The following is a 12,820-nucleotide window of genomic DNA, read 5'->3' on the forward strand; positions in this document are numbered from 1 at the left end:
GTCTAGGGGTGCTCCGGTGATCACAGGCCGTTGTCCGATTGACGTCGTATCCACTGCGCAGAACTCAGGTAGTAAACCTTGGGCTCCGTGCGCAGCTTTTCCAGTATTCTGAAAGCCCTTGGGTCCTTGGCCAGTTTGGCCACTTCGCTGTTGGGATCTTTCAGATTGCCGAAAGTGATGGCGTGTGTCGGGCAGGCTTCCACGCATGCCGGGGTGTAGACGACGCTATCGGGATCTTCCCCGTTCAATCGTGCCCGGTCCCGAGCAAGATTGAGGCGGTGATGGCAGAAGGTGCATTTTTCCACCACACCGCGCATCCGTGGGCTCACCTCCGGCGTCAACATGGCTTCCATGGATTTCGGCCATTTGGGATCCCACCAGTTAAAAGACCGGGCGTGATACGGGCAGGCCACCATGCAATACCGACAGCCGATGCACCGCACGGCCACGTGGTCCACGATCCCTGTGAGCTCATCGCGGATGGTGGCGTTCACCGGGCACACAAAAGTGCAGGGGGAATGATGGGGCGAATCACAGTGCATACACGGCCGAGGCAGCATCGCAGCCCGATAATCGGGATAATCCGCGCCGTTTTCCAGCCGATACAGGGTCATCCAAGACAAGGTGCGCAGCTTGTCGCTTTCATCGGGCCGAAAGGAAATGTTGTTTTCCTGCTGGCACGCGACCGAGCAAGCCCCACAGCCCGTGCACTTGTCCAGGTCAATGACCATACCGTAACGGACCTTGCTTTCCGCATGCTCCGAATGTGCGTTTCCACTCATGGGTGACATCCTCTGTTAGGCTGACGACTTCGAGCCGCCTGAATTGTCCCGCCGCGGCGGATGCATCCGATACTTTACACCCGTCGCAATTGCGCCCGCGTGGCCCACACTGTGCCAAGCCCTGTGACGGGGTCCAGTTGCACCTCCATCAGGCTGTTGGCGTTGAAGCCCTTGTTGTGCACGTATTCGTCATAAGCCGTGTGGCCAAAGCCATACGGTACCGCCACAATCCCAGGCTTGATGGCGCTTGTGACCCGCACGCGCACGGTGGCTTCGCCACGCGGGGTTTTCAGCACTGCAGCGGCTTTGTCGGCCAGTCCCCGTGTGCGGGCGGTTTCCGGGTGAATTTCCACGAACACGTCCTGCTTGCGCAGCACATCGTCGGGAAGGAGTTTGTTCATAAACGGTGCGGTGGGCACGTACCCTTCCGAGACCATCAAGGAGGTATAGCCGGTGAGCAAGAGAGGGTATTCCGCCTCCTCTCCCGAAGGTTTCAGGAGATGGAACCTGGGCAGGAAGAGTTCGTCCGATGCTGTGGCCGACACGCTGGTCATGAGTCCCTGACAGGCGAGTTCGTAACGATTCGATGGTGTGGCGAAGGATTCCAAGGCCATGGGGGCGTTGACCCAGCAGGCGCCCGCTTTGAGTTTGTTCCACAGATCGGATGCATCCTTGTAGTTGGGAGATCCGATTTTACCGGGCTGGAACGAGGAGGGATCGAAAGCACCGGGTGTTGCCACGAACCCCGAACCGGCTTGGGCGATGGCCGCCACCTTCTTTTTGAGGACCTCCTCGTAGGTTTTCCACGGAAGGCTTTCGGCAACGGCGCCGCCGACCTGGGCCCCCAGGGTCAGGATGAGGTCGGCGGTGGATTTCGTGTCGTAATGGGCCTTGAGGATGGGTGTGGCCAGCGCATAGTAGGCAAAAGGCGCCCCGGGAATGCCAATCACGTCATCGAGCCGCTCCAGGGCGTTGTGGTTCGGGAGGACGAGGTCCGCCCATTGAGTGGTTTCATCCATGTAGGACGAAAAGGACACGACCATTCCCGCCTTCTGCAAGGCTTGGGTCACCAAGGCGCTCTCCTGAAGGCTGTAGGCGGGGTTGGCCTCATGGACGAACAGCAGCTCAATGGGATATTCGGATCCGGAAGACAGGGCTTCCAAAAACGGCATGACCGTGTTCACCGGAACTTTCGTCCGAGGCACCGTAGCCGGGCGTCCTAGGGGAGGTTGTCCCAAGCCCCGATGCGCTTCCGCGTCCAAGACAGGTTCATGGAAATCGTGTCCCGGGTCACGGGGGACAAGGGCGAGAGTTCCAGAGGGGGAAAGGTTCCCGAGGAGCGCATTCAAGGCCAGGAAAGCCAGGTCATGATAAAGGGTGTTGGGTTTGTCCCCCTTGTCCTGTCCCCAGACCACAAGGGAATGCTTTTGATTGGCCAACTGCCGGGCCAGTTCTTGCAAGGTTTGGGGAGAAACCCCACTAATCTTGGCCACCTCGTCCGGGCCATACTTGGAAAGCACTATATTTTTGAAGCCCTTGCGCTGGGCTCCCGCGAAATCCACCCAGTCCTCAAATCCAAAAACTTTCTCGGCCATGAAGGCCGCATCGTAGAGCCTGTCGCGCACGAGCACATGAGCGATGCCCATGGCCACCGCGGCTTCAGTGCCCGGATTGCACGCAATCCAACGATGGGCCTTGGAAGCCGTGAGGCTTGCGCGAGGTTCCACGTGGACCCACAGGGTTCGAGGTACCCCGGGTTTTTCCGTTTGCCATCGTCCAAACACCTGCTGGAGGTAAACCGGACCGCCCCAGCCTTCCAACAGAGGAGCTCCGAAGCTGAGCACGTAGGTCGCTTTGTCCCACTGGAAACCCAAGTCCGCGTCCATGCCGGTGGTCAGCGCGACGGCAAGGCGCAGGCTGTCAGCGGCATCCGGCATAGTGTAAAAGTTGGGAGATCCGTAAGCCGTCAGAAACTGCTTCCACAGTTGGCTCGTCGTTGAGCGTTTTTGGCCGGTGAGGCACGCCACGGAGTGAGATTTTCCACCGGAACGCAGTTGGATCAGCTTCTCGGAGACGAGCTTCAGGGCCTCGTCCCAGGACACCGGCTTGAAACCTTTCGCGTCTCCTCGGGTGCCCGTCTGTTTCAAGGGCTGTTGGATCCGGTAGGGGGCATAGAGATACTGGAGCCCGGATGCCCCTACAGGGCACACTCCGCCCCCGCTTACGGCATGGGCTGCATTGCCCGAGATGGACACAGCCCGGCGTCCGTTCACCAGACGGGCCGTGATCCCGCATCCCCCAGGGCACAGTTGGCAGATGCTGGCCACCCGCGTGATTTCCCCACGCTCCGGCGACGGCCGCCAGGACCAGTTTTGGGTCCAGATCGCAGAATCGTCGGCCAATTTCCAGGGGATGGGAGTGAGCAGCGTGCCCCCGATGGCTCCGCCCACAAACTGTAAAAACGCTCTTCGCCCGAGACTCATTCCAAATCCCTCGCGTTCATTCGGTTAGGGACCTCATGGGTCTTCGCCAAATCTACGGCCCGCCGCGGCACTACTTGTGGCACACGTGGCAGGCGTTGCTGGCCCCGCGATCCGCGTGACATTTTTCGCACTCGACCATCTTCATGGTCTTGTCGCTGTAGCCCGTCAGGCGGTTTTCTTTGAAGGGAGGATTCTTCTTTTCCTTGGTCACGTCCCGATGGCAACGGACGCATTCAATGCCCTGGTCTTGGGTGTGAGCGGCGTGGGAAAAATAGACGTTATCCGGCTGCCAGGCGTAAACCAGCCATGGGATTTCTTTTTCTTGCTGAATATATTCCTCCACCAGTTTCTTTTCATCGGGGCTGTCCCCCATGGGTTCGGCATGGCATTCGGCGCACTTTTCCAGTTTGGGAAGCCCGTTATAAGAGCCGTCTTCTCGAAAATAGTGACAGTCTTCACAGCTGCTGTCCTGATGGGAGGAATGGAGGAATGTGATTGGTTGGGTCTTTGTGGAGTACAGCACGTTGGGAAAGACGATCCACCCGACCAGAAGCGCTCCGATGAATCCGGCAAGAAAAGCGATCATGCCGACGCCCTTTTGTGACGCGCTCTTTTTCACTTCGCCCATGAGTCCGCCCCACGTTTTTCAAGGGTTAACGGTATAAAATCCAGGCTATTCAAACTGGGAAAGGCCGGGATCACTCCGGGTTTGGCCCGGAGCTAAACGCAATTTTTCACAAACAAGGATCTTTTACCGACAATTTAATTGGATTGTCAAGCACCTGAAGGGACGAACCGACGACGCAAAAGGAAGCGAAGGACAAACGAGAAGACGATCCACACAATTGACTGTGCCGCCGCCCCGGCGAGGCGCTCTTCCTGTCCGGGGCGTTACAGGACGGCGGGGCATGGCCATCCATGCCCCGTCACGTCTCGAAATCCATCACCCCGATCCTATTCTCCCGCCCGAAGGGCAGGAAGCTCCCCGTACGGCTCCCCGCCCGCCGCCTCCTCGGGCACCTTGCCATGAAACAGTTTGTACGCCCAGGCTTGGTAGCCGATGACGATGGGAACGAAGATAAGGGCGACAACAAGCATGATTTTTAGGGTGAGAGGACTCGACGCGGCATTGTGCACCGTCAGGCTGTAAGTGGGATTGAGGCTTGAGGGGAGCATGTTGGGATACAAGCCGACGACACCAAAAAAGGTTGCCCCAAGGATGGTCAAAGCCGAAGCGATCCAGGCCCGGCCCCACCGCTGCGTGGCGGCAAAAAACCGAACGGCCACCAGGGCCGCCACGGTTCCCACCGGGATGATCACAATGGGAATAGAAAAGAGCATGGGATTCTGCAGATAATTGGCGTACAGGCGCGTCGCCGGCCATGTTGCCGCAAGAAAGCCCACGGCCACCGCGGCGAGGGCCCACCACAGGCCCGTGGCCAGCCAGGCCCTTTCATGCAGCTCTCCCGTGGTCTTCAGGGCCAGCCATAGAGCGCCATGTTCCATAAAGAGCAAAAGGAAGAACAGACCACCCAAGATTCCATAAGCGTTTAACAGAGTCCACAGGGTGCCCCGAAATACCCCGTTTTCATCGATGGGAAGGCCGTGAAAAATGTTGGCGAAAGCCACCCCGAGAAGAAACGCCGGCAGAAAACTGCCCACAAACAGGCAGACATCCCAAAGCCTTTTCCACATGGGGTCGGAACTCAGGTACCGGAACTCCAGGGCGACGCCTCGCAGAATAAGCCCGAAAAGGATGAGCATCAGAGCGGTGTACAGGCCGCTGAACATGACGGCATAGGTCGTGGGGAACGCGGCGAAGGTCACTCCACCGGCGGCGATGAGCCACACCTCGTTGCCGTTCCAATACGGCCCCATGGCTTGGCCGATGACGCGTCGATCGTGCTCGGATCGAGCCACGAAAGGCTGGAGGACGCCGAGGCCGAGATCAAACCCTCCCAGCATGAAATAGACGGCCCATAGCAGGCCCCAGAGCAAAAACCATACGGTGGCAAGCATGGAATACCCTCCTGTTTCAATCCTCTGTCATGATGCAACGGTTTCCGCCGCGGGTCCCCGTTTAGCATAGCGGGCCATGAGCGCGAAGGCCGCCAGCCCCAACAGCGAGTAGACCACGACGAAGGCCGTCAACGATAGGGCCACCTGGGAAGGGGCAATGGGAGAAACGGCATCCGCTGTGCGCATGACGCCGTAGACGACCCACGGCTGACGGCCGACTTCGGTGACCGTCCAGCCGGCCTGGCACGCAATGTAGGGGAGGGGGATGGCGTAGAGCATCACCTTGAGCATCCGAGGACTTTCCAGGAGGCGGTGGCGTTTCCACCAGGCCCACAGAGCCAGGACGGGAAACAGAAAGCCCAACCCGATCATGATTCGAAAAGCGAGAAAAGTCAGGGTCACCGGCGGGCGGTCTTCTTTGGGAAAATCCTTGAGTCCCTTCACCGTGGCATTGATGTCGTGGTAGGCCAAAAGGCTCAAGAGTCCTGGAATGGCTCCCAGTTCCAGACGGTTGCGTTCCCCTTTTTCATCCGGGATGACCAGCAAGTGCTGTGGCGCCTTCTGCTTGGTGTCCCACAAGGATTCCATGGCCGCCAGTTTTGTGGGCTGAGTGCGTGCGACTTCGGATCCCTGGACATGGCCGTGAACCACCGCCACCACGGAAAAAATCAGCGCCATGACCGTTCCCATGCGGAACGAGCGGCTGAAGAAATTCACCTCCTGACGCCGCAAGAGGTGGTAGGCACTCACCCCCATGACGAACATCCCGGACAGAATGTAGGCGCCGCTCAGCGTGTGCAAAATGGTGTGCCATGCAAAGGGTTGGGTGACCACGGCCAGGAAATCTGTCAGTTCCGCTCGGCCACCGCGAATCGTGTATCCCACGGGGTGTTGCATCCACGCATTGGCTGTAAGAATCCATACGGCGGAAAGATTGGAGGCGAAGGCCACGAGCCAGATGGTCACCGCGTGGGCTTTGGCGGAAAGACGGTTCCAGGTGAGCGCCCAGACGGCGATAAAGGTGGATTCCAGGAAAAAAGCCGCCGTGGCTTCAATCGCCAATAAGGATCCGAAGATATCGCCCACGTAGCGAGAATACCGGGACCAATTGGTGCCGAACTGAAATTCCAATGTGATTCCCGTCACCACGCCGATGGCGAAGTTGATGAGGAAGATTTTTCCCCAGAACTTGGCCATCCTTTGATACTCTGGATCCCCCGATCGCGCGTAACGTGTTTCCATAAGCGCGATCAAAATGGAGAGACCCAGGGTCAAAGGAACGAACAAAAAGTGGAAGTAAGTCGCGGCGGCAAATTGTAGACGCGACAAAAGCAAGGCATCCATTGCGTCCTCCTGTAAGCTTGTGCGGCCGCTCGTCTTTCCCGACGAGAAAGCCGCCTGTCGGTGATCCTGAGGACATAAAGGCGTTCGGGCGCCTTCCCACGGGTGTCAACGGAGCGTATCCGAACACACGGCGCCCGATCCACTTTGCCGGAGACGCAGCGGCGTCCCGCCCGCCAAGTGGGAGGAATGGCCGCTGTGGGAAGGCGCAAACGGCTCGGACGGAACCCATTGAAGGATCGTGAGGCATGTCGACGACCATGATCAGGACAGGTTCTCGGGAGGATTCCCCGTGGACCGCTTCGGCCATGATGGAGATTTGTCCTTCCCTTTAGTCCGTCCGTTCTTTCACTGCCCGCCCAATCCGCCGTCCGAGTTCCACGCATTGAGACAGAATCTCGTGGTTGGGGACGTACTGCACTCGCACAGGCGGCTCCACGATGTCGATCTTCATGTCTTCCATCCACCGGACGATCTCTTTGACCGCTTCCCCGCTCCAGCCGTAAGAACCGAAAGCCGAACCGATTTTACCAGTGGGCCGGAGTCCCTTGAGGTAGCAGAGCATATCGGCCATGGTAGGAAGCATGCCGTTGTTCAAGGTGGGGGAGCCGAAGATCAAGGCTTTGCTGTCCAGGACTTCGGTGACGACATCACTGCGGTGGTTGCGCTTGAGGTTCAACACCTTGTAGGAGATACCCTCTTCGCCCAGACCGGAAGCGATGGCATGCGCCATTTTTTCCGTGGAATGCCACATGGTGTCGTAGATCACCAAGGCTTTGCGCTGGGCCTTCTGCAGGCTCCAGGTCTTGTAAGCATCCAGGATGACGTCCGGGCGGCTGCGCCAGATGATCCCGTGATCAGGGGCGATCATGTCGATCTCCAGCTTCATCTCGCTCACGGCTGCCAAAAGTTTTTGGACCAAAGGAGAATACGGCAGGAGGATGTTGGCGTAATACTTGGCGGCGTGACGCACGAGTTCCGATAAGGCCACCTGGTCGTCGAAAGTTTCGCTGGTGGCCCAATGCTGCCCGAAGGCGTCACTGGAGATGAGCAGTTTTTCTTGAGGGATGTAACTGAACATGCTGTCCGGCCAATGGAGCATGCGGGTTTCCAAGAACCGCACCGTGCGCCGTCCCAAAGAAATCTCCTGACCGTTTTGAACGACTTCCAAGGGCCACGCATGGGAACCGAAGTGGGCTTCCAGGGCCTTTTTACCCATGACGGAGCAGAAAACCTTTTGTGGCTTTATGGCCTCGAGGATTTCTGGGATCGCCCCGGAGTGGTCCATTTCCACATGGTTCACCACGAGGTAGTCGATCTTCTGCGGGTCGACGATCCTGCGGATGTGGTGCAGAAGCTCATTCTTAAAGGGTTTTTTCACCGTATCAAAAAGGGTGACCTTGTCGTCAAGTACCAAATAGGCGTTGTAAGTGGTTCCTTTGTACGTGGAATAACCGTGGAAATCTCGGATATCCCAATCCACCACGCCGACGTTGAAAACCCCATCCTTGATGGCTGTAGGCGCCATGAGTTCTTCACCTCCTTTCATAGAAAAAGGGGGGCGCCCGGCGGGCCGCCGAGGCGCCCCCTTTGACCTTACCAATTCTCTCCCAAGAGTTCAAAAAAGGCTTGCGGGTGGGCGCAGGCCGGACATTGCTTGGGGGCTTCCTGCGCTTCGTAAATATAGCCGCAGTTCAGGCATCGCCATTTCACGGGAGCCTCCCGTTTGAACACTCGACCTTTCTCGATGTTTTCCGCCAAATCCCGATAGCGTTTCTCATGCTGTTTTTCAGCCACGGCCACGTTCATGAAGACAGCCGCGATGTCGTCAAAGCCTTCTTCCTTGGCCACGGCCGCAAACGCTGGATACATTTCCGTATGTTCATAGTGTTCCCCGGCCGCCGCCGCTTTGAGATTTTCCAGTGTGGATCCTATTTTTCCCGCGGGAAAGGCGGCCTGCACTTCCGCTTCTCCGCCTTCCAGGAATTTGAAAAAGCGTTTGGCGTGCTCCTTTTCCTGATTGGCGGTTTCCTCAAAAATGAGTGCCATCTGGATATAGCCTTCTTCGCGGGCTTGCGACGCGAAGTAGGTGTACCGGTTTCGCGCCTGGGATTCTCCGGCGAAGGCTGTGAGTAGGTTCTTTTCGGTCCGGGTGCCTTTCAAGCGAGTCATTTCACTCCTCCATTCTTTTGGGTCTGTGGATCATCTCATCCATTGCCTCAATATTCCCGTCCCCTCTGTTATGGGGGCGCCCACGTGGATCGGCGGGAACCGCACCTTCCGGTGGGATCGTAGGCCCCATTTACGGGCACGGGGCCGCGCCGGCCGCGGTCTGCGCCGCGGCCGCCATGCCTCATGTGGAGGAGGTGGCGGCGCAGCGACGGCACAGGCCGGTAAACTCCAGGACGTAGGATCGGACCAGCTGGCCAGAGCTGACGTCCACAAATTCATGAAGATCGAAGGATTTTTTCATAGAAACATCTTCCAACGCGCCGCACCGCTCACATCGCAGATGCGCGTGTCGGCGCGGATTTCCGTCAAACCGCATGGGTCCTGTGCCTGAGGTGATCTTCTGGATCAGGCCTTGGGCGGCCAAGACTTCCAGATTCCGGTACACGGTGCCCAGGCTGATGCGGGGAACCGTTGCGCGCACAGCGTCATAGACCTGATCGGCCGTCATGTGCTCACAGGAGCGACGCAAAATGTGGAGAATGGCTTGACGCTGTCGGGTCATTCTGACCATGGTGCTCACCCCTGAAGAATGAAATTACAGCTAGTAACGATTCCTAATAAAAGCACGACACGATGTCTCGTCAAGAGGGGCGGCGTCATGGAAAGTCGATGCTCCCCGGTTCCCAAGAGGCCGACCCTGAGGGGGAAAGACGAGACCGGCGGGAGCAGCGTAGGGTAAATTAAAGCGGCCAAGTGCGTCCCTGGCCCGATTCGGGCGAGGTGCCCCAAAGCCGTTAGAAGATTCTCCTTAACCCATAAGATTCGGTCGATGCAGAAAATCATCCTATCCAGGAAATCAGGATGCATGGACGATTCTTTTATGCCATGGGGTCTCCTATCCAATTTTCACCTGGCTTGGGCATCGATTGGGATGTCTCAAAATCAGCCCATGTCGTCTCGTGCCGCGAGTTCAGGTTGATCGACTTGCCAAACCCCATCCACGGCACTGTTGTCCTCGTCGGGGCGTCCCCCGTGGTCGCCCGGATACGGGGCTCCGCCCTGATTCCATGAAACGCACCCCTTCAAGGCGGGCAATGGGTCCCGCCGCTCCGGTATCTTTACCCGAAGCGGCATCACACCATGACCGCAAAACAACAGGGCGATTACGGGGATCGCACGGATTCAGGGCTGTTGTGGAGTGCTCAAACGACGATGCTGCCGGGCTTCTCTTCGTGCTTGCTGGCAGAGCGTCCTGCCCTTCGCGCCGGCCGTGCCGCCCTTGGAAAACCAGATTCAGCGTCGCGGGCTGCCTTTTCCGAACCGGTCTTCGACAATGTCAGAGGTCCCGCTGGCAGGCTGCACGATAGCTTTGAGCCTGTCCGGCAATGCTGGGGTTTTCCGTGAAGGAGACGTGCGCGACGATGTCTTCCAACGCGGCGCAGACACGGCGGCGCCATTCGGGCTGGAGTTTCGTCACGTGTTGGAAAGTCTTGAGGAGACGGCGGGCGACATTGGCGTTGACCGGGGCCATCTCGATGACATGGCGCCGGATCCAGTCGATGCCTGCGTCGGTCCAGACCTGTTTGGTGTTTAAGGCCACCGTGACGAGTAGCGAGCGGCTGAGCGTCGGCTGGGTGAGATCGAAACTCGGACGGTTTTTTTCTTTTTCCACCAAAGCCCACAAGTCGGGGTGGGTTCCCAAGGCGACCACCTTCAAGTAGTTGGCATAGCCGGTAATAGCCCCGTGCCATTTTTCATAAGTGTGTTCCAAAAGGGCGTACCGTTCTGGCCAGGAGCTCCGATGGAGGGCCAGGAGGGCGTGATAGCGTTCCGTGGCGGTTCGGGCCGTGGTGAAATGTTCGTACAGCATGTTGTGCACGGCCGGTGTATCCGCCACGGCGATCAATTCCACAAGGGTTCCGTAAAGCTGGCGTTTTTGGATCGCTTCCTGAAGGGGATCCGAGGGATCCATGGATTTTTTCAGGTCACGAAAAGATGCTGTGAGATCGTCGTGAAACCGGGTGTTCACGGCGCGCATCAAAGCTTCCCTGGCTCTGACAAGCTCGGGGAACCACGCGGCATATCTTCGGTCCAAGGGTTGCTCGTCGATGCGGAGCATGGAAGCCTTTACGGCCGGAGGCAGGTTGGTGTCGTGGAGCAGCCGGCCGTAGAGGTCGAGCCACGCTTCGGATATTGCCGTACCGGGGCAGGTGATTTGCCGAATCCGTTGAAGGTCCGTGAGTCTTCGGACGGCTTCTACGCGGTTGAAGGCATTCGGATCTTGGAGGGCCTGCCGGTGGAGCACCGATTCGTCGGCGGTCTCATCGATGAATGTTCCGTAAAACGACGCGTCTCGATTCAGGGAGGCAAAGGCCGGTGGCCCGGGGAGCTGTGGAAAGTTAAAGGTTTGTTCCGAGCGGGTCATGACCAGGACCTGTGAGGTGCCAGGCATGTCGCGACCCTGTGCATCCACCAGAGCCATGAGCACGGGGACTGGAAACGGCTCATCACCGGGCTCAAGATCTTGGCGCAGCGTCACCGAGAAGGTCCGTGTCGATGCGTCGTAGGCAGTGCGTGCAGTCATTTTAGGATAACCGGGTTTTTCCAGCCATTTTCTTTTGAATGAGGTCAGGGAGTTTCCCGAAACCTCTTCGAAACATTGGAAAAACTGGTCCGTATTCGCGTTTGCGTTCTTAAATCGGGAAAAATACAGCCGTGTTCCGGCCTCGAAGACCTCGGGGCCGAGGACCAGCCGCAGCATGCGAATGACTTCGGCCGCCTTGACGTAGGTGACCGAGTCCACGAGTTCATCAGGATCATTAAATCCCTGTCGGACAACGGCCACCGAGTGTCCCCCGTCTTCAATGGCCAAAGGGCCGAGAAGGGGATTTCGGATATCGTCCACATGCTGCAGTCGGACAAAGGTGGGGTCGAAGCGATCGGCCAAATAGCGGCGTTCCACATCCACGGTGTAGGCTTCGTTGAGCCACATATCGAACGGGGTTTCCATGGTGGTTTCACTGCCGCACTGGTTATGTTCGAACTCGTGGACGATGACTCCATGGGTATAGACGAGATGACTGTCGAGACTGTGTTCCGTGACCAAAGCGGCATCGGTGACGATAGTCGTATTGCCCACATTTTCCATGCCACCGTAGTTGGACTTCGTCATGCAAATGGTCCGGTACGTCTCCGCGGGGTATTCATAGCCCTGGTTCTGAAAAACCCACAACACGGCGTCTTTCAAGATGGCCATGGGGACCCTGGCATCCTCCCGACGGCCCGGCGGCACCAGGTATTCCAGCCGCACAGTGCGGCCGGAAGGATACGTGACGGAGTCCACCAGTTCATCCCATGTGCCGGCACACGCGATAAAGAGATAGGGCGCCATGGGGACGGGATTGTGATAGGTGATCCGTTTTCGGGAGGGCTGGCCGGGAACGGGCACAGGGATCCCGTCGGGGTTGTGCCGCCGGCTGATGTTGCCGTTGCTGATGAGGTGGGTGTATCGGGCATCGCCCTCCAGGGTGGTGGTCAGGGTGCACTTGGCCCGGCAATCATCGATGACGGGCATGATGCGCTGAAAACCCCACTGCTGACACTGCGACATGTATTGTTGGGGGGCTCCCGGCGGCGTGACATCCTTGTAAATCCCTTCCAGCAAGTGGTCCGAAGGCCGGCAGATGCTGACCGTTTCGATGATGAAGCTGTCCCCGGCAGTAATGGGAGCCGGCGGACTGACGAGGAGTTTATGGTTTTCCCTGTCAAGACGGTACGACACGGCCCGGGCGTCTCCTGATGAGGTACCCGCGGGGCGCCAGCGTACCGTATGGATTTCCAGGTCCCTGGCGTCCAAAGTGATCACGGTTTGGGGTTCGAGAGCTCGAAGATGCAGCGCGTTGGTGGCCTCAACGCGGTCCTCGAAGAACCGAATCTCTATGTCCATGTGTTGGATGGTGACGGGAAAGGGAAGAAAATCCTCACGGGAGAAGCGATACCGTCTGTCCTGCATGGGGCCGTATC

9 protein-coding genes are annotated in these 12,820 nt (G+C 58.1%); all 9 read right to left on the bottom strand.

Translation table 11 applies throughout. The features are described from left to right. Window positions 1-20 precede the first annotated feature (20 nt). The 9 genes from qrcC to ACZ5K9_RS12870 all read right to left on the bottom strand — a co-directional run bounded on the left by qrcC (window position 21) and on the right by ACZ5K9_RS12870 (window position 12,809). The gene (gene qrcC / locus ACZ5K9_RS12830; RefSeq protein WP_464271726.1) at window positions 21-782 is read right to left on the bottom strand and encodes a menaquinone reductase iron-sulfur cluster-binding subunit QrcC; all 762 of its coding nucleotides are present in this window, start codon (window positions 780-782) and stop codon (window positions 21-23) included. Between the two features lie 74 nt (window positions 783-856). Beyond that, window positions 857-3,265, bottom strand: coding sequence for a molybdopterin-containing oxidoreductase family protein (locus tag ACZ5K9_RS12835; RefSeq protein WP_464271727.1), 2,409 nt, complete (start codon window positions 3,263-3,265; stop codon window positions 857-859). Between the two features lie 70 nt (window positions 3,266-3,335). Beyond that, the gene (qrcA, locus tag ACZ5K9_RS12840) at window positions 3,336-3,893 is read right to left on the bottom strand and encodes a menaquinone reductase multiheme cytochrome c subunit QrcA (RefSeq protein WP_464271728.1); all 558 of its coding nucleotides are present in this window, start codon (window positions 3,891-3,893) and stop codon (window positions 3,336-3,338) included. Window positions 3,894-4,219: 326 nt separating this feature from the next. Then, entirely contained in the window at window positions 4,220-5,284 is a 1,065-nt protein-coding gene (gene cydB, locus ACZ5K9_RS12845; RefSeq protein WP_464271729.1) for a cytochrome d ubiquinol oxidase subunit II, read from the bottom strand. Between the two features lie 27 nt (window positions 5,285-5,311). Beyond that, on the bottom strand, window positions 5,312-6,628 hold the full coding sequence (locus ACZ5K9_RS12850; RefSeq protein WP_464271730.1) for a cytochrome ubiquinol oxidase subunit I: 1,317 nt from the start codon (window positions 6,626-6,628) through the stop codon (window positions 5,312-5,314). Between the two features lie 328 nt (window positions 6,629-6,956). Beyond that, window positions 6,957-8,153, bottom strand: a complete 1,197-nt coding sequence (locus ACZ5K9_RS12855; protein ID WP_464271731.1) for an FprA family A-type flavoprotein — start codon at window positions 8,151-8,153, stop codon at window positions 6,957-6,959. Between the two features lie 68 nt (window positions 8,154-8,221). Continuing rightward, window positions 8,222-8,797 (bottom strand): rubrerythrin, encoded by a 576-nt coding sequence (rbr, locus tag ACZ5K9_RS12860; protein WP_464271732.1) that lies wholly within the window; start codon window positions 8,795-8,797, stop codon window positions 8,222-8,224. A 181-nt stretch (window positions 8,798-8,978) separates the two neighbouring features. Further along, window positions 8,979-9,368 (bottom strand): Fur family transcriptional regulator, encoded by a 390-nt coding sequence (locus ACZ5K9_RS12865; protein ID WP_464271733.1) that lies wholly within the window; start codon window positions 9,366-9,368, stop codon window positions 8,979-8,981. 765 nt (window positions 9,369-10,133) lie between these two features. Then, complete coding sequence (locus ACZ5K9_RS12870) at window positions 10,134-12,809, bottom strand: DUF3458 domain-containing protein (protein WP_464271734.1); 2,676 nt, start codon at window positions 12,807-12,809, stop codon at window positions 10,134-10,136. Window positions 12,810-12,820: the final 11 nt, after the last annotated feature.

Source organism: Desulfosoma profundi (genome assembly GCF_055387865.1).

Bases quoted from the DNA above. Each gene is read 5' to 3' on its own strand.
- qrcC (WP_464271726.1), bottom strand. From the start codon at position 782: ATGAGTGGAAACGCACATTCGGAGCATGCGGAAAGCAAGGTCCGTTAC.
- ACZ5K9_RS12835 (WP_464271727.1), bottom strand. From the start codon at position 3,265: ATGAGTCTCGGGCGAAGAGCGTTTTTACAGTTTGTGGGCGGAGCCATC.
- qrcA (WP_464271728.1), bottom strand. From the start codon at position 3,893: ATGGGCGAAGTGAAAAAGAGCGCGTCACAAAAGGGCGTCGGCATGATC.
- cydB (WP_464271729.1), bottom strand. From the start codon at position 5,284: ATGCTTGCCACCGTATGGTTTTTGCTCTGGGGCCTGCTATGGGCCGTC.
- ACZ5K9_RS12850 (WP_464271730.1), bottom strand. From the start codon at position 6,628: ATGGATGCCTTGCTTTTGTCGCGTCTACAATTTGCCGCCGCGACTTAC.
- ACZ5K9_RS12855 (WP_464271731.1), bottom strand. From the start codon at position 8,153: ATGGCGCCTACAGCCATCAAGGATGGGGTTTTCAACGTCGGCGTGGTG.
- rbr (WP_464271732.1), bottom strand. From the start codon at position 8,797: ATGACTCGCTTGAAAGGCACCCGGACCGAAAAGAACCTACTCACAGCC.
- ACZ5K9_RS12865 (WP_464271733.1), bottom strand. From the start codon at position 9,368: ATGGTCAGAATGACCCGACAGCGTCAAGCCATTCTCCACATTTTGCGT.
- ACZ5K9_RS12870 (WP_464271734.1), bottom strand. From the start codon at position 12,809: ATGCAGGACAGACGGTATCGCTTCTCCCGTGAGGATTTTCTTCCCTTT.